Origin of the sequence: Methylobacterium sp. UNC300MFChir4.1 (assembly GCF_900110155.1) — a bacterium.
In the GTDB taxonomy this organism is placed as follows: domain Bacteria; phylum Pseudomonadota; class Alphaproteobacteria; order Rhizobiales; family Beijerinckiaceae; genus Methylobacterium.
The window spans coordinates 1-21,349 of sequence record NZ_FOCS01000022.1; the positions used below are offsets into that span (position 1 = coordinate 1).

General features: G+C 68.8%; 16 protein-coding genes and 1 tRNA gene. 15 read left to right on the forward strand and 2 right to left on the reverse strand.

What is annotated here, in order from left to right; translation table 11 throughout:
- The 14 genes from BMY19_RS23700 to BMY19_RS23765 form a co-directional block, all read left to right on the forward strand.
- Positions 1 to 752, forward strand: a 752-nt coding sequence (locus tag BMY19_RS23700) for an EF-Tu C-terminal domain-related protein (RefSeq protein ID WP_244535002.1), incomplete at its 5' end; no start/stop codon positions are given.
- Between the two features lie 199 nt (positions 753 to 951).
- Positions 952 to 1,028, forward strand: a tRNA-Trp gene (locus BMY19_RS23705).
- Between the two features lie 182 nt (positions 1,029 to 1,210).
- Positions 1,211 to 1,507 (forward strand): preprotein translocase subunit SecE, encoded by a 297-nt coding sequence (gene secE, locus BMY19_RS23710; protein WP_020096222.1) that lies wholly within the window; start codon positions 1,211 to 1,213, stop codon positions 1,505 to 1,507.
- Positions 1,508 to 1,583: 76 nt separating this feature from the next.
- Positions 1,584 to 2,117, forward strand: coding sequence for a transcription termination/antitermination protein NusG (nusG, locus tag BMY19_RS23715; RefSeq protein ID WP_012320778.1), 534 nt, complete (start codon positions 1,584 to 1,586; stop codon positions 2,115 to 2,117).
- 218 nt (positions 2,118 to 2,335) lie between these two features.
- Positions 2,336 to 2,785 (forward strand): 50S ribosomal protein L11, encoded by a 450-nt coding sequence (rplK, locus tag BMY19_RS23720; RefSeq protein ID WP_010686899.1) that lies wholly within the window; start codon positions 2,336 to 2,338, stop codon positions 2,783 to 2,785.
- An 11-nt stretch (positions 2,786 to 2,796) separates the two neighbouring features.
- Positions 2,797 to 3,495: a 50S ribosomal protein L1 gene (rplA, locus tag BMY19_RS23725; RefSeq protein ID WP_020096224.1), complete on the forward strand. Its 699-nt coding sequence runs from the start codon at positions 2,797 to 2,799 to the stop codon at positions 3,493 to 3,495.
- A gap of 258 nt (positions 3,496 to 3,753) precedes the next feature.
- Complete coding sequence (locus tag BMY19_RS23730; protein WP_100253150.1) at positions 3,754 to 5,397, forward strand: B12-binding domain-containing radical SAM protein; 1,644 nt, start codon at positions 3,754 to 3,756, stop codon at positions 5,395 to 5,397.
- Between the two features lie 539 nt (positions 5,398 to 5,936).
- Positions 5,937 to 6,455, forward strand: coding sequence for a 50S ribosomal protein L10 (gene rplJ, locus BMY19_RS23735; RefSeq protein WP_026605422.1), 519 nt, complete (start codon positions 5,937 to 5,939; stop codon positions 6,453 to 6,455).
- Positions 6,456 to 6,504: 49 nt separating this feature from the next.
- Positions 6,505 to 6,882, forward strand: coding sequence for a 50S ribosomal protein L7/L12 (rplL, locus tag BMY19_RS23740; protein WP_020096227.1), 378 nt, complete (start codon positions 6,505 to 6,507; stop codon positions 6,880 to 6,882).
- Between the two features lie 245 nt (positions 6,883 to 7,127).
- Positions 7,128 to 11,252, forward strand: a complete 4,125-nt coding sequence (gene rpoB, locus BMY19_RS23745; protein WP_100253151.1) for a DNA-directed RNA polymerase subunit beta — start codon at positions 7,128 to 7,130, stop codon at positions 11,250 to 11,252.
- 176 nt (positions 11,253 to 11,428) lie between these two features.
- Entirely contained in the window at positions 11,429 to 15,640 is a 4,212-nt protein-coding gene (gene rpoC, locus BMY19_RS23750; protein WP_100253180.1) for a DNA-directed RNA polymerase subunit beta', read from the forward strand.
- 425 nt (positions 15,641 to 16,065) lie between these two features.
- A complete protein-coding gene (locus tag BMY19_RS23755) occupies positions 16,066 to 17,163 on the forward strand; it encodes a cell wall hydrolase (RefSeq protein ID WP_100253152.1) in 1,098 nt (365 codons plus the stop codon).
- Between the two features lie 212 nt (positions 17,164 to 17,375).
- Positions 17,376 to 17,960: a hypothetical protein gene (locus BMY19_RS23760; RefSeq protein WP_100253153.1), complete on the forward strand. Its 585-nt coding sequence runs from the start codon at positions 17,376 to 17,378 to the stop codon at positions 17,958 to 17,960.
- Between the two features lie 73 nt (positions 17,961 to 18,033).
- The gene (locus BMY19_RS23765) at positions 18,034 to 19,020 is read left to right on the forward strand and encodes an acrylyl-CoA reductase (NADPH) (protein ID WP_100253154.1); all 987 of its coding nucleotides are present in this window, start codon (positions 18,034 to 18,036) and stop codon (positions 19,018 to 19,020) included.
- A gap of 12 nt (positions 19,021 to 19,032) precedes the next feature.
- Here BMY19_RS23765 and BMY19_RS23770 read toward each other — a convergent pair whose 3' ends face one another.
- Entirely contained in the window at positions 19,033 to 19,842 is an 810-nt protein-coding gene (locus BMY19_RS23770; protein WP_100253155.1) for a class I SAM-dependent methyltransferase, read from the reverse strand.
- Positions 19,843 to 19,971: 129 nt separating this feature from the next.
- Here BMY19_RS23770 and greA point away from each other — a divergent pair, with 129 nt between their 5' ends.
- The gene (gene greA / locus BMY19_RS23775; RefSeq protein WP_020096234.1) at positions 19,972 to 20,445 is read left to right on the forward strand and encodes a transcription elongation factor GreA; all 474 of its coding nucleotides are present in this window, start codon (positions 19,972 to 19,974) and stop codon (positions 20,443 to 20,445) included.
- 6 nt (positions 20,446 to 20,451) lie between these two features.
- Here greA and BMY19_RS23780 read toward each other — a convergent pair whose 3' ends face one another.
- The gene (locus BMY19_RS23780; RefSeq protein ID WP_100253156.1) at positions 20,452 to 21,324 is read right to left on the reverse strand and encodes a LysR family transcriptional regulator; all 873 of its coding nucleotides are present in this window, start codon (positions 21,322 to 21,324) and stop codon (positions 20,452 to 20,454) included.
- Positions 21,325 to 21,349: the final 25 nt, after the last annotated feature.

Here is a 21,349-nt window from a genome sequence, read left to right on the forward strand (position 1 = left end):
TGGAGCTGGTCGAGCTGGAGGTGCGCGAGCTGCTCTCCAAGTACGACTTCCCGGGCGACGACATCCCGATCACCAAGGGCTCGGCGCTGATGGCGCTCGAGGACAAGGAGCCGAAGATCGGCAAGGAGGCGGTCCTGGCGCTGATGGCGACCGTGGACACCTACATCCCGCAGCCGGAGCGTCCGATCGACATGCCGTTCCTGATGCCGATCGAGGACGTGTTCTCGATCTCGGGCCGCGGCACGGTGGTGACGGGTCGCGTCGAGCGCGGCATCGTGAAGGTGGGCGAGGAAGTCGAGATCGTCGGCATCCGGGCGACCACCAAGACGACGGTGACGGGCGTGGAGATGTTCCGCAAGCTGCTCGACCAGGGGCAGGCGGGTGACAACGTCGGCGTGCTGCTGCGCGGCACGAAGCGCGAGGACGTGGAGCGCGGCCAGGTCGTGTGCAAGCCGGGTTCGGTGAAGCCGCACTCGAAGTTCAAGGCCGAGGCGTACATCCTGACCAAGGAGGAGGGCGGCCGCCACACGCCGTTCTTCACCAACTACCGGCCGCAGTTCTACTTCCGGACCACGGACGTGACCGGGATCTGCACGCTGCCGGAGGGCACCGAGATGGTGATGCCGGGCGACAACGTGACCATGGACGTGGCGCTGATCGTGCCGGTGGCCATGGAGGAGAAGCTGCGCTTCGCCATCCGCGAGGGCGGCCGCACCGTCGGCGCCGGCGTCGTCGCCGCCATCAACGACTGACGATCGATCCGGGGCGGCGCCGCGCGCCGCCCCGCCTCTCCGACGCCGGCTCCCTTCTCGACGGGGGCCGGCGTCGTCGTTTCGGGCCGGCGGGGTCCTGTCGGCGCCGCTTCCCGCCCGCTTCCCGCCCGCTTCCCGCCCGCTTCCCGCAAGCGACCCCTTGCAAGCCGCGCCGCGATGGGGCATTGGGCGGTGCGCTAGGAGTGTAGCTCAACTGGTCAGAGCGCCGGTCTCCAAAACCGGAGGTTGCGGGTTCGAGTCCCTCCACTCCTGCCAGACATTCAGCCCGATCCCGCGCGGCGGCCCGGTCGACAAGCCGGGGGAGTTGCGCTAGAGCGGGCGCAATCCGAGATCTGAAGCGACCGTCGGTGCGGGCCCATCCGGGTCCTCGGCGCCGACATTCGCATTCCCGGATGCGGTCTCTGCCTCGGGGCCGAACACGCACAGACACTGGCGCCATGGCATCGAACGAAGCGACCAAGAAGGTGGACCTGGTGCGCGGCGCGGCCCGCGGTCCCGCGAATCCGCCGCCCGCCCGGCCCGCGACCCCCGCCCGCGCGCCGCAGAAGCGCGCCACGCCGGGCGAGTTCTTCGCCCAGGTGCGCGACGAGGCCCGCAAGGTCACGTGGCCGACCCGCCGGGAGACCACGATCACGACCATCATGGTGTTCGTGATGGTCGTCGCCGCGAGCCTGTTCTTCACGGTCGTGGATCAGGCCCTGCGCTTCTTGGTCGGCCTGATCCTGGGCGTCTGAGAAATCCTGGGCGTCTGGGGGCGGCTCGCCGCCGATCGGGGGTGACCCCGGGGACTTGTCGGAGTTGAACGGAACCGTGTCGAAGCGCTGGTACATCGTCCACGCCTACTCGAACTTCGAGAACAAGGTTGCCCAGTCCATCAAGGACCAGGCGGCCCAGCGCGGGCTGACCGAGCTGTTCGACGAGGTGATGGTCCCGACCGAGAAGGTCGTGGAGGTCCGCCGCGGCCGGAAGGTCGACGCCGAGCGCAAGTTCTTCCCCGGCTACGTGCTGGTGAAGTGCGACCTCACCGACGAGGTCTACCACCTGATCAAGAACACCCCGAAGGTCACGGGCTTCCTCGGGGCCGACAAGTCGAAGCCGGTGCCGATCCCGGACGCCGAGGCCGAGCGGATCAAGGGCCAGGTCGCCGAGGGCGTCGACCGGCCGAAGCCCTCGATCTCCTTCGAGATCGGCGAGACCGTCCGGGTCGCCGACGGCCCGTTCGCCAGCTTCAACGGCACCGTCGAGGAGATCGACGACGCCCGCTCCCGCCTCAAGGTGGCCGTGTCGATCTTCGGCCGCGCCACGCCGGTCGAGCTCGAGTACGCCCAGGTCGAGAAGGCCTGAGCCTCCTGAGTCCGGCGGCCGTCCGGCCGCCCATCTTTCCCGGCCCTCGCTGAGCGGCGGCCGCGAAGCCGCCGCATCCCGTTCGCGGATGCGGCACCATCCGCGGGAGAACCGCCCGGCTTCGCCTCCGGGATCCACGGCTCGCACCGCGACCTGCAACCGTCCGACCCGCCGCGCTTCAGGCCGCACGGGGGCGGATTTTCATTGGGAGCAGTCCCATGGCGAAGAAGATCACGGGCTACGTGAAGCTTCAGGTCCCGGCCGGCGCCGCCAACCCGTCGCCGCCGATCGGCCCCGCGCTCGGTCAGCGCGGCCTCAACATCATGGAATTCTGCAAGGCCTTCAACGCGAAGACCGCGCAGATGGAGAAGGGCACCCCGATCCCGGTGATCATCACCGCGTATCAGGACCGCTCCTTCACCTTCGAGATGAAGCAGCCCCCGGTCACCTTCTTCCTGAAGAAGGCCGTCGGCCTGAAGCTCGGCAAGAAGCCGGCCTCCGGTTCCAAGACCCCGGGCAAGGGCCCGACCGTCGGCAAGATCACCGAGGCGCAGCTTCGCGAGATCGCCGAGAAGAAGATGCCCGACCTCAACTGCGACACGGTCGAGTCGGCCGTCGCGATGATCCGTGGCTCCGCGCGGGCCATGGGCCTCGAAGTCGTCGCGTAAGGGAGGGCAGCATGGCTAAGGAAGGCAAGCGCATCCGCGCCGCCCGCGAGGGCATCGAGGCGACCAAGCTCTACGCGCTCGACGAGGCGATCAAGCTGGTCAAGGAGCGGGCGACCGCGAAGTTCGACGAGACCGTCGAGGTCTCGATGAACCTCGGCGTCGATCCCCGCCACGCCGACCAGATGGTCCGCGGCGTCTGCAACCTGCCGAACGGCTCCGGCCGGACGGTGCGCGTGGCGGTCTTCGCCCGCGGCGCCAAGGCGGACGACGCCAAGGCCGCCGGTGCCGACATCGTCGGCGCCGAGGATCTCCTCGAGATCGTGCAGAGCGGCAAGATCGAGTTCGATCGCTGCATCGCGACCCCCGACATGATGCCGCTGGTCGGCCGTCTCGGTAAGGTGCTGGGCCCGCGCGGCCTGATGCCGAACCCGAAGGTCGGCACCGTCACCATGGACGTGAAGGGCGCCGTCGCCGGCGCCAAGGGTGGCTCGGTCGAGTTCCGCGTCGAGAAGGCCGGCATCGTCCATGCCGGCGTCGGCAAGGTCTCGTTCGACGCCGACAAGCTCGTCGAGAACATCAAGGCCTTCGCGGACGCCGTCGCCAAGGCGAAGCCCGCGGGCGCCAAGGGCACCTACGTCCAGCGCATCGCCGTCACCTCGACGATGGGCCCGGGCGTGAAGGTCGAGCCGAACACGGTTCTGACCGCCTGAGGCGGGACGAATCGTCGACGCTGCGGAGCGCCCGGCCGGGAACGGCCGGGCGCTCTGCGTTCGCGGGATCGGTGCTCGTCCCTGTCTCGGACCTGTCTCCGACGCAGGCCTGTCCAGGGCGTGAGGCAGGCGCGGAATACGGTCGGTGACGCGACAGGAAGACAAGCCGCGATGGGCCGGCCCGAACCTGCGTCCCTCACGCCATTCTTAACCGCCGAGGGGGGCGCCAACGGCCGCGGCTGTGCTAGATAGGCCGGCATGCGATGCACCCTGACGGTCACCTCCAAGCGACGCATCCTGTGCGTCTTTCCCGCCTACACGCCGTCCTTCGGGACATTCTCCCACGCCTACCCGCTGATGGGCGGGGTGAAGGCGTTCATGCCGCCGCAGGGGCTGCTGCTGATCGCGGCCTACATGCCGGAGGCTTGGGAATGCCGGTTCATCGATGAGAATATCCGCCGCGCGGGCCCGGCCGACTTCGCCTGGGCCGACGCGGTCTTCGTCTCCGGGATGCACATCCAGGAGCCGCAGATCCACGATATCCGCGACCGCGCCCGCGCGGCCGGGAAGGTGACGGTGCTGGGCGGCCCCTCGGTCTCGGGCGCGCCGGAGAAGTACGGCGACTTCGACTACCTCCATATCGGCGAGATCGGCGACGCCACCGACCAGCTCGTCGCCCGCCTCGACGCGGACCTCACGCCGCCGCACGCCCAGGTGGTGCTGGAGACCAAGGATCGCCTCCCGCTCGCGGACTTCCCGGCTCCGGCCTACGAGGCGGCGCCGCTCAAGCGCTACCTGATCGGCTCCCTGCAATTCTCCTCGGGCTGCCCCTACCGCTGCGAGTTCTGCGACATCCCGCAGCTCTACGGCCGCCAGCCGCGCCTGAAGAGCCCGGAGCAGATGTGCGCCGAGCTCGACGCCATCGTCAGCCAGCCGGGCCACCCGGCGGTGGTCTACTTCGTCGACGACAACTTCATCGGCAACCGCAAGGCGACCCGCGAGATGCTGCCGCACCTCGTGGAATGGCAGAAGCGGAACAACTACCCGCTCCAGTTCGCCTGCGAGGCGACGCTGAACATGGCCAAGCAGCCCGAGATCCTGGAGCTGATGCGGCAGGCCAACTTCATGACGGTGTTCGTCGGGATCGAGACCCCGGAGGCGGACGCCCTCAAGGGCATCGACAAGACCCACAACGCCGCCGTGCCGATGTACGAGGCGATCGAGACCCTCAATTCCTACGGGCTCGAGGTGACCTCCGGCATCATCCTGGGCCTCGACAGCGACACCGACAAATCCGAGCAGAACCTGATCGACTTCATCGACCGCTCGGCGATCCCGGTCCTGACCATCAACCTGCTCCAGGCCCTGCCCAAGACCCCGCTCTGGGACCGGCTGGAGCGCGAGGGCCGGCTCCTCCACGACGCCAGCCTCGAGTCGAACGTCCTGTTCAAGCGCCCCCACGATTCGGTGGTGAGTAGCTGGCGCCGGGCGATCGCGCACGCCTACGAGCCGGAGAAGATCTTCGAGCGGTTCAAGCACCAGTGCGCGGTGACCTACCCGAACCGCATCACCACGCCGACGGCCGGCAAGCTGACCTTCACCAACCTGCGCCGCGGCCTCATCCTGGGCTTCAACATCATCACCCGCGTCGGGATCTTCTCCGACTACCGCAGGCCGTTCTGGAGCGCGGCCGGCTACGCGCTGAAGCGCGGGCAGATCGAGGCGGTGTTCAACATGGGCTTCGTGGCCCACCACCTGATCCGCTTCACCCGCGAGGCCCTGCGCGGCGAGCACAACGCCTCGTTCTACGCCGCGAAGGCCGCGGAGGCGAAGGCCGCCCGCGACCGCAGCTGGTGGGAGGCCGCGCGGCGCAAGCTGGTGCCGGAGCGCGAGGCGGCCTAGCGGGGGATCCCGGGACGGGCTCCGAGCGATGCAGCAGCGGCAGGGTACCCGCGCAAGTCCTTGCCTGCGGCGGAAAAGTCGCGCTCCGGCCCTTGGCAGGCGGCTTGCTAGGCTCTATACACCGCGCCTCACGCATTTCATCCTCACGGAAGGAGAGCGGCCGATCGGCCGGTTTCCGCTCGAAATGTCGCCCGGGCAACCGGGTGGCACTGGCCGGAAGGATCCCAGGGGCGACCAGTCCCGCGGAGCCTTGTCCGGCCATGTCCTGTCCGAGACTGCAGGTGCCGGTTCGCCGGCTTAATCCGCCAGCCTGCACAGACGGGGAAGACCGAATTCGAAAAGCCTCGCCCCGGCCCCGGCCGCGGAGGGGTGTCGGTTTGAACCAACTCGCCCGAGGCGGCCCGAAGGGGCACGCGCGGGGACAGGGCCGCGAAGCGTCGTTCGGACGTTCCCGGTCTTCCTGAAGGCCGAGACCACGTCCGGGCGGCATGTGCAACCGGCGGACCCGAGACCGGGTTCCGCCAACCGGAGAGAGCCCAGTGGACCGGACAGCTAAAGCTGATCTCGTCTCGACGCTCAACGGCGTGTTCAATCAGAGCGCCGTCGTCGTCGTGGCCCACTACAAGGGCCTCACGGTCGCCGACATGCAGAAGCTGCGCGCGCAGATGAAGCAGGCCGGCGCCACCGTGAAGGTCGCCAAGAACAGCCTCGCCGGCATCGCACTCGATGGCACGGACGTCGCCTCCATCAAGCCGCTCCTGAAGGGCCCGACACTGCTCGCCTATTCCGGCGATCCGGTCGCTGCCGCGAAGGTCGCGGTCGATTTCGCCAAGGTCAACGACAAGCTCGTGATCCTCGGCGGCGCGATGGGGAAGACCGCCCTGAACCCGGACGGCGTGAAGGCGCTCGCCTCGCTCCCGTCCCTCGACGAACTGCGCGCCAAGATCGTGGGCCTCGTGCAGGCGCCCGCGACCAAGATCGCTCAGGTCGTCAACGCGCCGGCGGCGAAGCTCGCCCGCGTGTTCGGGGCCTATGCCAACAAGGACGAGGCCGCCTGAGGCCCTTCAAAATCCATCCGTTCAAACCGATATCTGAGAGGAATTCAAAATGGCTGATCTCGCCAAGCTCGTCGACGACCTGTCCTCGCTGACCGTGCTCGAGGCCGCTGACCTGGCCAAGATGCTCGAGGAGAAGTGGGGCGTCTCGGCCGCCGCTGCCGTCGCCGTGGCCGCCGGCCCGGCCGCCGGTGGCGCCGCCGCCGCTGCCGAGGAGCAGACTGAGTTCACGGTCGTCCTCGCCTCCGCCGGCGACAAGAAGATCGAGGTCATCAAGGAGGTCCGCGCGATCACCGGCCTCGGCCTCAAGGAGGCCAAGGACCTGGTCGAGGGCGCGCCGAAGCCGATCAAGGAAGGCGTCGCCAAGGACGAGGCCGAGAAGCTCAAGGCCCAGCTCGAGAAGGCCGGCGCCAAGGTCGAGCTCAAGTAAGTCGACGATGGGCCGGTCCCGGCCCATCACCCCACGAAGGCTCCGCGCGAGCCTGTCGTGACCGGAGCCCGCGGGTCAGCGCCCGCGGGCTTTAGGCCGCTTCGGCGGATGGTCCTGGAACGGGACCGGCAAGAGATTCGGTTCGGTGGCGCGGCTCGGCGGGGCGCGCGTCACGGCCCGGTGCGGGAGGTCCCTTTCGGGAACGCTTCCCCGGGCGCGAGGCACGCGGGTAGGAGCGAGGTCACATGGCCAACACGCTGGTCGGTCGCAAGCGCATTCGGAAGTTCTTCGGCAAGATCAAGGAAGTTGCCGAGATGCCGAACCTCATCGAGGTTCAGAAGGCGTCCTACGACCAGTTCCTGATGGTCGACGAGCCTGAGGGCGGGCGCGCCGACGAGGGGCTGCAGAGCGTGTTCAAGTCGGTGTTCCCGATCTCCGACTTCGCCTCCACGGCGCTGCTCGAGTTCGTGCGCTACACCTTCGAGGCCCCGAAATACGACGTGGACGAGTGCCGCCAGCGCGGCATCACCTTCGCGGCCCCGCTGAAGGTCACGCTGCGCCTCATCGTGTTCGACGTCGACCCGGACACCCAGGCGAAGTCCGTCAAGGACATCAAGGAGCAGGACGTCTACATGGGCGACATGCCCCTGATGACGGAGAACGGCACCTTCATCGTCAACGGCACCGAGCGCGTCATCGTCTCGCAGATGCACCGCTCGCCGGGCGTGTTCTTCGACCACGACAAGGGCAAGACCCACTCCTCGGGCAAGCTCCTGTTCGCCGCCCGCATCATCCCGTACCGGGGCTCCTGGCTCGACGTCGAGTTCGACGCCAAGGACATCGTGCACGTCCGCATCGACCGGAAGCGCAAGCTGCCGGCGACGTCGCTGCTCTACGCCCTGGGTCTCGACGGCGAGGAGATCCTGTCGACCTTCTACAACAAGGTCGTCTACGACCGGGACGGCGCCGACTGGCGCGTGCCGTTCGACGCCGAGCGCATGAAGGGCATGAAGGCGACCGTCGACCTGATCGACGCCGATTCCGGCGAGGTCGTGCTCGAGGCCGGCAAGAAGCTGAATGCCCGCAACGCCCGCCAGATCACCGAGAAGGGCACCAAGTCCCTCAAGGCGACCGACGAGGATCTCGTCGGCCAGTACGTCGCCGAGGACCTCGTCAACGTGCAGACCGGCGAGATCTGGGCCGAGGCCGGCGAGGAGGTCACCGACAAGCTCCTGAAGAGCCTGGAGGAGGTCGGGATCACCGAGCTGCCGGTGCTCGACATCGACCACGTCAACATCGGCCCCTACATCCGCAACACGCTGGCGGTGGACAAGAACTCCAACCGCGAGGGTGCGCTGTTCGACATCTACCGGGTCATGCGCCCGGGCGAGCCGCCGACCCTCGAGACCGCCGAGGCGATGTTCCACTCGCTGTTCTTCGATTCCGAGCGCTACGACCTCTCGGCGGTCGGCCGCGTGAAGATGAACATGCGCCTCGACCTCGACGCCGCCGACACCGTGCGCACCCTCCGCAAGGAGGACATGCTGGCGGTGGTCAAGGCGCTCGTGGAGCTGCGCGACGGCAAGGGCGAGGTCGACGACATCGACCACCTCGGCAACCGCCGCGTCCGCTCGGTGGGCGAGCTCATGGAGAACCAGTACCGCCTGGGCCTCCTGCGCATGGAGCGCGCCATCCGCGAGCGCATGAGCCAGGTCGACATCGACACGGTCATGCCGCAGGACCTGATCAACGCGAAGCCCGCGGCCGCGGCCGTGCGCGAGTTCTTCGGCTCGTCGCAGCTGTCGCAGTTCATGGACCAGACCAACCCGCTCTCCGAGGTGACGCACAAGCGCCGCCTCTCGGCGCTGGGCCCGGGCGGTCTGACCCGCGAGCGCGCCGGGTTCGAAGTGCGCGACGTGCACCCGACCCATTACGGCCGCATCTGCCCGATCGAGACGCCGGAAGGCCCGAACATCGGCCTGATCAACTCGCTCGCCACCTTCGCGCGGGTGAACAAGTACGGCTTCATCGAGACCCCGTTCCGCCGCGTGCGCGACGGCGTGGTCACCGACGAGGTCGCCTACCTCTCGGCCATGGAGGAGGCGAAGTACTACGTCGCCCAGGCGAACGCCCAGATGGACGAGAATCGCAAGCTCACGGAGGACCTCGTGGTCTGCCGCCGGGCTGGCGAGGTGATCGTCGTCGGTCCTGAGCGCGTCGACCTCATGGACGTGTCGCCGAAGCAGCTCGTCTCGGTCGCCGCGGCGCTGATCCCGTTCCTCGAGAACGACGACGCCAACCGCGCGCTGATGGGCTCGAACATGCAGCGCCAGGCGGTGCCGCTGGTCCGCGCCGACGCCCCGTTCGTGGGCACCGGCATGGAGGCGGTGGTCGCCCGGGATTCCGGCGCCGCCATCGCGGCCCGCCGGGCCGGCATCGTCGATCAGGTGGACGCCACCCGTATCGTCATCCGCGCCACCGAGGAGGCCGACGCCAACAAGCCGGGCGTCGACATCTACCGGCTGCAGAAGTTCCAGCGCTCCAACCAGTCGACCTGCATCACGCAGAAGCCGCTGGTCCGCGTCGGCGAGTTCGTCAAGAAGGGCGAGATCATCGCCGACGGTCCCTCGACCGAGTTCGGCGAGCTGGCGCTCGGCCGGAACGTGCTCGTCGCGTTCATGCCGTGGAACGGCTACAACTTCGAGGACTCGATCCTGCTCTCCGAGCGGATCGTGAAGGATGACGTGTTCACCTCGATCCACATCGAGGAGTTCGAGGTGATGGCCCGCGACACCAAGCTCGGGCCGGAGGAGATCACCCGCGACATCCCGAACGTCTCCGAGGAAGCGCTCAAGAACCTCGACGAGGCCGGCATCGTCTACATCGGTGCCGAGGTGAACGCCGGCGACATCCTCGTCGGCAAGATCACCCCGAAGGGCGAGAGCCCGATGACGCCGGAGGAGAAGCTGCTCCGCGCCATCTTCGGCGAGAAAGCCTCGGACGTGCGCGACACCTCCCTGCGGGTGCCGCCGGGCGTCACCGGGACCATCGTGGAAGTCCGCGTGTTCAACCGCCACGGCGTCGACAAGGACGAGCGCGCCCAGGCGATCGAGCGCGAGGAGATCGAGCGCCTCGCCAAGGACCGCGACGACGAGCAGGCGATCCTCGACCGCAACACCTACGCCCGCCTCGCGGACGTGCTGATCGGTCAGGCGCCGGTGGCCGGCCCGAAGGGCTTCCGCAAGGACACCACGCTCACGCGCGAGCTGATCAACGATTACCCGCGCTCGCAGTGGTGGCAGTTCGCCGTCATCGACGACCGTCTCATGACCGAGATGGAGGCGATGCAGAAGCAGTACGACGAGTCGAAGAAGCGCCTCGAGCAGCGCTTCCTCGACAAGGTCGAGAAGCTGCAGCGCGGCGACGAGCTGCCCCCCGGCGTCATGAAGATGGTCAAGGTCTTCGTGGCGGTGAAGCGCAAGATCCAGCCGGGCGACAAGATGGCCGGCCGTCACGGCAACAAGGGTGTCGTGTCGCGGATCGTGCCGATCGAGGACATGCCGTTCCTAGAGGACGGGACGCATGCCGACATCGTGCTCAACCCGCTGGGCGTGCCCTCGCGCATGAACGTCGGCCAGATCCTGGAGACGCACCTCGGCTGGGCGGCTGCGGGCCTGGGTCGCAAGGTGTCGAAGGCGGTGGATGCCTATCTGAAGTCGCAGGACATCGCGCCGCTGCGGGAGGAGATGAAGGCGATCTACTCCCCGGGCGAGCTCGACGGCCTGACGGACGAGGAGCTGGCCGAGGCCGGCAACAACGTCCGCCGCGGCGTGCCGATGGCCACGCCGGTCTTCAACGGCGCTAAGGAGGCCGATATCGAGCAGATGCTGGAGATGGCCGGTCTCGACCGCTCGGCGCAGTCGACGCTCTACGACGGGCGCACCGGCGAGCCCTTCGACCGCAAGGTGACGATGGGCTACATCTACATGCTGAAGCTCCACCATCTCGTGGACGACAAGATCCACGCGCGCTCGATCGGCCCCTACTCGCTCGTCACCCAGCAGCCGCTGGGCGGCAAGGCGCAGTTCGGCGGCCAGCGCTTCGGCGAGATGGAGGTCTGGGCGCTGGAGGCCTACGGCGCGGCCTACACGCTGCAGGAGATGCTCACGGTGAAGTCGGACGACGTGGCCGGCCGCACCAAGGTCTACGAGGCGATCGTGCGCGGCGACGACACCTTCGAGGCCGGCATCCCCGAGTCGTTCAACGTGCTCGTCAAGGAGATGCGCTCGCTCGGCCTCAACGTCGAGCTGACGTCCTCCAAGAAGGCCGCCAACGACCAGCTTGAGCCCCCGGCCGACGCGGCCGAGTAAGCCAGCGAGAAAACCTCCCGTGGCGGCGGTTCCCCGCCGCCACGGTCGAGCGGGGAGGGGAGGGGCCTTCCAGGGTTCGACGACGGTGAGCAGCGCCCGCGCGGGGCGCGGCGCCGAATCTTTTTTAGGACGCGGTGGCCCGGCGCGGGGCTGCCGGCGTCAACAAGGAGCGGATCATGAACCAAGAGGTCATGAACCTTTTCAACCAGCAGGCCCAGCCGGTCAGCTTCGACCAGATCAAGATCTCGATCTCGTCCCCGGAGAAGATCCTCTCCTGGTCGTACGGTGAGATCAAGAAGCCCGAGACCATCAACTACCGGACCTTCAAGCCCGAGCGCGACGGCCTGTTCTGCGCGCGCATCTTCGGGCCGATCAAGGACTACGAGTGTTTGTGCGGCAAGTACAAGCGCATGAAGTACAAGGGCGTCATCTGTGAGAAGTGCGGCGTCGAGGTCACCCTCGCGCGCGTCCGGCGCGACCGCATGGGCCACATCGAGCTGGCCGCCCCCGTCGCGCATATCTGGTTCCTGAAGTCGCTGCCGTCGCGCATCGGCCTGCTGCTCGACATGGCGCTCAAGGACCTCGAGCGGATCCTGTACTTCGAGTCGTACTGCGTCATCGAGCCGGGCCTCACCCCCCTGAAGGAGCGCCAGCTCCTGTCGGAGGAGGAGTACCTGCGCGCGCAGGAGGAGTACGGCGAGGACTCGTTCACCGCCATGATCGGCGCCGAGGCCATCCGGCGCATCCTGCAGGAGCTGGACCTCGACAAGATCGCCAACGATCTGCGCGAGGAGATCGCCGTCACCACCTCGGAGCTGAAGCCCAAGAAGCTCCTGAAGCGGCTCAAGATCATCGAGGCCTTCCAGATGTCCGGCAACAAGCCGGAATGGATGATCCTCACGGTCGTGCCGGTGATCCCGCCGGACCTGCGCCCGCTGGTCCCGCTGGACGGCGGCCGCTTCGCGACCTCCGACCTGAACGACCTGTACCGCCGCGTCATCAACCGCAACAACCGCCTGAAGCGGCTGATCGAGCTGCGCGCGCCCGACATCATCATCCGCAACGAGAAGCGGATGCTGCAGGAGGCCGTCGACGCCCTGTTCGACAACGGCCGCCGCGGCCGCGTCATCACGGGCGCCAACAAGCGCCCGCTGAAGTCGCTCGCCGACATGCTGAAGGGCAAGCAGGGCCGGTTCCGCCAGAACCTGCTCGGCAAGCGCGTCGACTACTCGGGCCGCTCGGTCATCGTGGTCGGTCCGGAGCTGAAGCTGCACCAGTGCGGCCTGCCCAAGAAGATGGCTTTGGAGCTGTTCAAGCCGTTCATCTACGCGCGCCTCGACGCCAAGGGCTTCTCGGCCACGGTGAAGCAGGCCAAGAAATTGGTCGAGAAAGAGAAGCCGGAGGTCTGGGACATCCTCGATGAGGTGATCCGCGAGCACCCGGTGATGCTGAACCGCGCGCCGACGCTGCACCGCCTCGGCATCCAGGCCTTCGAGCCGAAGCTGATCGAGGGCAAGGCGATCCAGCTGCACCCGCTGGTCTGCGCCGCGTTCAACGCCGATTTCGACGGCGACCAGATGGCCGTGCACGTCCCGCTGTCGCTCGAGGCGCAGCTGGAAGCGCGCGTCCTGATGATGTCGACGAACAACATCCTGCACCCGGCCAACGGTCAGCCGATCATCGTGCCGTCGCAGGACATCGTTCTCGGCCTCTACTACCTGTCGATCGTGGCCGAGGGCGCGCCGGGCGAGTTCAAGCCGGGCAACGCCAAGAACCCGATGCAGGGCGTCTACGGCGACATGGGCGAGCTGGAGCACGCTCTCGCCGCCAAGGCGGTGTCGCTGCACTCGAAGATCAAGTGGCGCTGGACCGGTATCGGCCCGGACGGTGAGCCCCTAACCAAGACCTACGAGACCACCCCTGGCCGCGTGATCCTCTCCGGCGCCCTGCCGAAGCACGCCAAGGTGCCCTTCGACGTCGTCAACAAGCTGATGACCAAGAAGGAGATCTCGGCGATGATCGACACCGTCTACCGCCACTGCGGTCAGAAGGAGTCGGTGATCTTCTGCGACCGGATCATGGCGCTCGGCTTCAACCACGCGTTCAAGGCCGGCATCTCGTTCGGCAAGGACGACATGGTCGTGCCGGAGAACAAGTGGTCGATCGTCGACACGACCCGCGCGCTCGTGAAGGATTACGAGCAGCAGTACAACGACGGCCTGATCACCCAGGGTGAGAAGTACAACAAGGTCGTCGATGCCTGGGCGAAGTGCTCGGACAAGCTGGCCGCCGAGATGATGGGCCGGATCTCGGCCGTCCAGAAGGACGAGCACGGGGCCGACAAGCAGGTCAACTCGATCTACATGATGAGCCACTCGGGTGCCCGCGGCTCGCCTGCCCAGATGAAGCAGCTCGCGGCGATGCGCGGCCTCATGGCCAAGCCGTCGGGCGAGATCATCGAGACCCCGATCATCTCGAACTTCAAGGAAGGCCTGGACGTTCTGGAGTACTTCAACTCCACGCACGGTGCCCGTAAGGGCTTGGCCGACACCGCCCTGAAGACCGCGAATTCCGGCTACCTGACCCGCCGCCTCGTCGACGTGGCCCAGGACGCCGTCATCCGCGAGGTCGATTGCGGCACGACCAACGGCATCAAGATGCGCGCCATCGTGGATGCCGGCCAGGTCGTGGCGACGCTCGCCACCCGCATCCTGGGCCGTGCCACGGCCGAGGATCTGGTGGCCGCGGACGGCACGGTGATCGTCAAGACCGGCGAGACCATCGAGGAGCGGCACCTTCCGGCGATCAACGCCGCCGGCATCCAGGAGGTGAAGATCCGCTCGGTGCTCGTCTGCGCCACCAAGAGTGGCGTCTGCGCCACCTGCTATGGGCGCGACCTCGCCCGCGGCACGCCCGTCAACATGGGCGAGGCCGTCGGCGTCATCGCGGCGCAGTCGATCGGCGAGCCGGGCACGCAGCTCACGATGCGCACCTTCCACATCGGCGGTGCGGCCCAGATCGCCGACTCGTCGTTCATCGAGTCGAGCTTCGAGGGCACGATCAAGATCCGCAACCGCGCGATCGCCAAGAACTCCGATGGCGATCTGATCGCCACCGGCCGCAACGTGGCGGTGGTGGTCGTCGGGTCGGACGGGGTCGAGCGGGCGGTCCACCGCCTGCAGTACGGCGCCAAGCTCCGGGTCGACGAGGGTGACAAGATCAAGCGTGGGCAGCGCATCGCCGAGTGGGATCCCTACACCCGTCCGATCCTCACCGAGGTCGACGGCATCGTGGCCTACGAGGACCTGGTCGACGGCCAGTCCATGACCGAGACCACCGACGAGTCGACCGGCATCGCCAAGCGCGTCGTCGTCGACTGGCGCGGTTCGGCTCGGACCTCTGACCTCAAGCCCGCGATGGTCGTGGTCGATCGGGACGGCAAGGCGCTCAAGCTGCCCCGCGGCTCGGACGCCCGCTACTTCCTGCCGGTCGACGCCATCATCGGCTTCGATCCCGGCGCGAAGGTGAATGCCGGCGACATTCTCGCCCGCGTCTCGACCGACTCGGCCAAGACCCGCGACATCACCGGCGGTCTGCCGCGGGTGGCGGAGCTGTTCGAGGCAAGGCGCCCGAAGGACGCGGCGATCATCGCCGAGAAGTCGGGGACCATCGCGTTCGGCCGCGACTACAAGAACAAGCGTCGGCTCACGCTGACGCCGCATGACGGCTCGGAGGCGGTCGAGTACCTGATCCCGAAGGGCAAGCACATCCACCTGCAGGACGGGGACGTGGTCGAGCTCGGCGATTACATCGTCGACGGAAACCCGGCCCCGCACGACATCCTGGCGATCAAGGGCGTGGAGGAACTCGCGGCCTACCTCGTCAACGAGATCCAGGAGGTCTACCGGCTGCAGGGCGTGTCGATCAACGACAAGCACATCGAGGTGATCGTCCGTCAGATGCTGCAGAAGGTCGAAGTGACCGACGGCGGCGACTCGGACATCCTCTCGGGTGACCAGATCGATCGCACGGAGCTGACCGACTTCAACGAGAAGCTGCTCGCCGAGGGCAAGAAGCCGATCCAGGGCGTTCCGGTCCTGCTGGGCATCACCAAGGCGTCGCTGCAGACCAAGTCGTTCATCTCGGCGGCCTCGTTCCAGGAGACCACCCGCGTCCTCACCGAGGCGGCGGTCAACGGCAAGGTCGACACCCTGGAAGGCCTGAAGGAGAACGTCATCGTCGGGTCGCTGATCCCGGCGGGCACGGGCTCGATGGTGGCGGATATCCGCTCCATCGCCCGCCGCCGCGACGCGATGATCCTGCAGCAGAAGCAGGCCGAGAGCGGCGCCATGCCGGTCGAGGAGCTTCCGCCCGCCGCCGCCGAGTGAGGCCGTCGGCAGGACTGAGTTGGGAGAGGGCGGCCTTCGGGCCGCCCTTTCTCGTTCCGGCCTGCCTTTGTCCGGCCGTGTCCCCTCACCAACTCGAACGCCGTCTTTGCGAGCGCAGCGAAGCAACCCAGTGTCGCGCCACGCTGGAAGGCGTCCCGCTGCCCTGGGTCACTTCGCTGCGCTCGTGATGACGGGCCGGGCAGTGTCGACTGCAACCCCGAAACCGTATCGAGACACGCGCGACCGTCCGGCCTTAACGGCAGCTCAACCATACCGCGCGATAAATTCGGCGCGGCCGCAGAAACACCCTGGAAACGGGGAGGATCGGGCCGGTTCGGGTGCGTGAGTGCGGGTCTGGCGTCGTGGGCACGAGACGAGGACGGGAATCGAGCCTGCGCTGGCTCTCGGCGGCCCTGACGCCCTGGATGGTCGGTCTGGGCCTGCTGGTGTCGTTCACCGCCGATGCCGGGACAGAGAACGCCATCGGGGCGAGCCGGCTCGGGGTGATCGATGCCGACACGGTCCCGCCGCTGCCGCCCGGCACCCTGCTGATCGGATCGGCCCTCCGCCGCCTCGGCGACGAGCCGCCCCAGGCGACCTTCAAGACCGGCGCGCACGTTTTCCCGGTCGTGCAGCGGGCCGGCAAGGGCGACCCCGCCCGGCCGCCGGCCGAGAGCTTCGCGCGCCGGGCCGCGAACCTGCGCGAGGCGGGCGGCGCCCTGGTGTTCGGCGACGTTACCGGGAGCGTCACCGGCGTGCTGACGCAGGGCTCCGCGATCTGGGACCCGGAATCCGAGCCGGAGGCCGCCTTCGTCCCCGTGCCGGATCTCGGCCTCACCACCGGCAGCGGCACCGCCGCCTCCACGGGCGCGGGGACGGCCGACCTCACCGAGGATGGCGGCCCCGAGCGCTTCGACGGCTCGACCCCGCCGGTGCCGCGGGCCATCGCGCTGTCCTCCACGACGCCGGCGCCCGCCGACGCCATCCCCGTCGAGATCGCCGCGGCGAGCCTCGCGCTCCCCGATTTCGCGATCCGCACCGAGCGGCCCGACAGCGCCCAGCCGGTGCCCGAGGACGCGCGCCGGCGCTACGCCGACCTGATCGACCCGAACTCCCTCGACAAGGAGCAGCGCTGCCTCTCCGAGGCGGTCTATTTCGAAGCCCGGAGCGAGCCCGAGGCCGGCCAGGCCGCTGTCGCCCAGGTGGTGCTCAACCGGGTGAAGAGCGGCCTCTACCCGGCGAGCGTCTGCGGTGTCGTCTACCAGAACCGGCACCACTACATGGGCTGCCAGTTCTCCTTCGCCTGCGAGGGCAAGTCCCTGCGCATCACCGATGCCGGCGCCTGGGAGAGCGCCACCCGCATCGCCCGCTCGGTGATCGAGGGCCGGACCTACCTCGCCGAGGTCGGCGCCGCGACCCACTACCACGCCGACTACGTGCGCCCGGGCTGGGCCCGCCGCCTGCGCAAGATGGACGTGATCGGCCGGCACATCTTCTACCAGCTCCGGGCCGGCCAGACCTGACCCGGGCCGGACCGGACTTCATAAGAGAGACTGTCCAAGATCCGAACAATCCTACCTAGGTAGGCGACGCCTAAGCAGTCGAAACCAAGGGTTAATTTTACCTTCGTTCCCGATAATGCTTGCGCGCCGGGCAACGAGTCTGGCCTCTGGTACGTCGAGACGAGCGCCGCGTCCGCGCCGCGTCTCGTAGTAATGCGTATCAGAGGACTTCCATGACCGCGCCGGTCGCTCGCACCGCTCTCCTCGCCGCCGCCCTCGGCGGCGTGCTCCTCGCCGCACCCGCCCAGGCCGGCGGCTGCTACGGCTCCGAATGCTATCGCCGCGTCGTCACGCCGCCGGTCTACGACACCGTGCAGGAGAACGTGCTGGTGCGCCCGCCCCGCACGGTCTACCGGACCACGCCGCCGGTCTACGACACGGTGTCGGAGCGCGTGATGGTCTCGCCCGGCGGCCGCTACTGGCAGACCAGCCGCGGCCCCGGCGGCGAGCTGATCGGCTGCTGGGTGACCACGCCGCCGCGCTTCGCCGTCCGCACCCGGACCGTGCTGATCCGCCCGGCGCAGACGATCCCCGAGACGATCCCGCCGGAGTATGCCAGCGTCAGCCGCCGCGTCCTCGTCGCGCCCGCCCGGGCCGGCTGGGCGCCGATCGGCGGCGGTTACGGCTACCAGCCCGCGGCCTACGGCGGCCCGCTCGTCGGCTCGATCCCGGACGCCCTCGGCATCACCGGGGCCAGCTCCTCGGATATCGGCGTCGGTCTCGGCTTCTACACGGGCAGCCGGTACGACGGATACTGAGCCGGTAACGACCGCCGTCGCCTTGATTCCGGGCGTCCCGGCCACACCTCACCGCGCAGCACGGGAGGTGACGATGGGGACGTTCAAGGCCTGGGTGGTCGAGAAGAACGAGGCCGGCCAGAGCCTCGCCTTCCGGGATTTCGACGACGCCGACCTGATGGACGGCGACGTCACCGTGCGGGTGACGCACTCGACCCTGAATTACAAGGACGGCCTCGCGCTCACCGGCAAGTCGCCGGTGGTGCGCCGCTTCCCGATGATCCCCGGCATCGACTTCTCCGGGATCGTCGAGACCTCGGACCACCCGGAGTACAGGCCGGGCGACGCGGTCGTGCTCACCGGCTGGGGCGTCGGCGAGACGCATCTCGGCGCCTACGCGCAGCGCGCCCGGGTCCGGGGCGACTGGCTGGTTCCGCTGCCCCAGGGTCTCACGGCCGAGCAGGCCATGGCGGTGGGCACCGCCGGCTACACGGCGATGCTGTGCTGCATGGCGCTGGACGCCCACGGCGTGAAGCCCGAGCACGGCCCGGTCATCGTCACCGGCGCCTCGGGCGGCGTCGGCTCCGTCGCGGTGGCGCTCCTCGCCCGGGCGGGCTGGCACGTGATCGCCTCCACGGGCCGGGACGGCGAGGCCGATTACCTGAAGGGACTCGGCGCCGCCGAGATCCTCGACCGGGCCGAACTGTCGAAGCCCGGCAAGCCGCTGGGCAAGGAGCGCTGGGCCGCCGGCGTTGACGCCGTGGGCTCCACGACGCTCGCCAACGTCCTCGCCATGACCCGGGCGGACGGCGCCGTCGCGGCCTGCGGGCTGGCGCAGGGCATGGACCTGCCGACCTCGGTGGCGCCCTTCATCCTCCGCGGCGTCTCGCTGCTCGGCATCAACAGCGTCACCACCCCGCAGAAGAAGCGGCGCGAGGCCTGGGCCCGCCTCGCCCGGGAGCTCGACCTGGCCAAGCTCGCCGCCATGACGAGCACGGTCCGCCTGGAGGAGGTCGGCCGGCTCGGCGAGGAGATCCTGGCCGGCAAGGTCCGAGGCCGGACCGTCGTGACGGTGGAGTAGGTCCGGCGCCCGTCAGGCGGCTTTCCGGGCCTGGAGCAGGTAGCTCATCGGCAGGAGCCGGTCGGCGGCGAGCACGTCGCAGGCCGTGCTGCTGATGTTGTCAGGAAACTCCCGGAACCGCTCGATCGCGAGGCCGGCACCGATCAGGCTCTCGATCAGCATCCCGACGGGATGGGCGAACCAGTAATGCGGTCCGACCCGCGGGGCCGGCCCGTCGCCGTACACGATGGCGTCCTCGCCCACGAACGGCGCCGTGCGGAAATAGGAGTGCCGGACCAGGAGCGGCTGCTCCGCCCGCGGCTCGAACATGTTCACGACGGGGTGCTCCTCGTGGATGAGGATCCGGCCGCCCGGGTGCAGGAGGCGCGCCGCCACGGCGAGGAAGCGCGGCAGGTCGGGCATCCAGCCCAGCACGCCGATGGTGATCACCGCGAGGTCGTAGGCACCGTCGTGCTCCGCGTCGATCGCGTGCACGTCGCCCGCGACGAAGCGGCAGTCGCGCCCGGCGATGCCGGCGAGGTCCCTGGCCTGGGCGAGGAACGCCTCCGACTGGTCGAACCCGGTCGCCGACCGGGCGCCGAGATTCATCAGCGACACCGTCTCCCGCCCGTTGTTGCAGCAGAGCTGCGCGACGGAGGTCCCGGCGAGGCCGATCGCCCGCAGGGCCGCCTCCATCGGCGGGTCGAAGCAGGAGAAGCCGGGGTCCCGCGCGAAGTTCTGCGTCAGCCGGTCCCACGACGGGTCGCTCCGGTGCAGCGGCGCGGAGGCATCCCAGGCTTGGCGGTTGGCGGCGACGGCCTCGGCGGCGGACAGGGACGACATCGACGGCTCCGGGTGAATCGCCGGAGAGTCTAGCGAGCGGTGCCCGTGTCGCGCCACGGCGAAAACGCCGGGCCGGCCGAACCGCCGTCGCGCGGGAACCTTTGCCGTACCTCGCGTGTTGGCGTCTTCATGAGCGTCGCATTCGTCAAAGAGCCCGAGGGTGGGGAAGCGTTCGAGAATCTGCCGGACCGGCCGATCTCGCCGCACACGAACTTCGTCACGCCGGAGGGGCTCGCGCAGATCGAGGCCGAGGTCGCGCGTCTCGAGAAGGAGGTCGCCTCGCTGGACCCCGCCGACAAGGCGGAGGATTCCCGCATCGGGCGCGACCTGCGCTACTGGGCGGCCCGGAAGAACACCGCGCAGCTCGTGGAGCCCAGGGGCGGCGACACCGTGCAGTTCGGCTCCACCGTCACGGTGGTCCGCGAGGACGAGTCCGGCAAGGAGACCCGGCAGACCTTCCGGATCGTCGGCGAGGACGAGGCCGACCCGCACAAGGGCTCGATCTCGTACGTGGCACCGCTCGCCCGCGCCATCACGGGCAAGACGATCGGCGACGTGGTCGAGGTGAACGGCCACGAGGTCGAGGTCGTCGAGATCCGCTGAGGCGGGTCAACGGCCCTCGAATCGGGCCCGCAGCGGCAGCAGCGCCTCGGCGACATGTTCCATGAAGGCCCGGACCCGCGCCGCGTGGCGCAGGTCCGGATGCGTCAGGATCCAGAGGTCCGCCCCGAGTTCCGGGTGTGGCCCTGACAGCCGTCGCAGCGCCGGATTGAGGTCGGCCGTGAAGCAGGGAAGCGGGCCGATGCCGAGGCCGGCCTCGACCGCCGCTTCGAGACCGATCACCGCGTTGACCCGCAGGCGGACGTGGTCGGAGGGCGCCCGCGCCTCCACGAACCGCGTGAGCGAGCCGCCCGCCACCAGCGGCCCCGGACTGATCCACGCCTCGCGGGCCAGATCACCGTAGGCGCGGTCGGCGCGGCCGTAGACTCCCCAAGCCGTGAGGGCGAGGCGGCGGCCGACCAGCGTCTCGCTCGGCTCGCGGCTGATCCGGATCGCCACGTCGGCGTCCCGGCGCGAGAGGTTGAGCGTCGCCTCCGCGAGGATGAGGTCGATCCGAATCTCCGGATAGCGCTCGGCGAAGCTCGCCAGCATCGGCATCAGCAGGTCGGCGGCGAAGCCGGCCGGCGCGGTCACCCGCAGCTCGCCGGAGGGTGTCTCGCCCTGTCCCGCCACCACGCGGGCGAAGCGCGTCACGTCCGCCTCGATCCGTCCGGCCGCGTCGATCATCGCCTGCCCGGCGGCGGTCGGCACATAGCCCGTGCGCAGCCGCTCGAACAGGCGCGTGCCGAGCCGCGCCTCCAGGGCGGCGAGGCGCCGGAACGCCGTCGAGTGGTTGATCCCGAGCTCGGTCGCCGCCGCGGTCAGGCCGCCCCGATCGGCCACGGTCTTCGCGAACCGGAAGTCGTCCCAGTCGAGCGCCACGCGCGGATCCTTGCGTCTGTGCAAG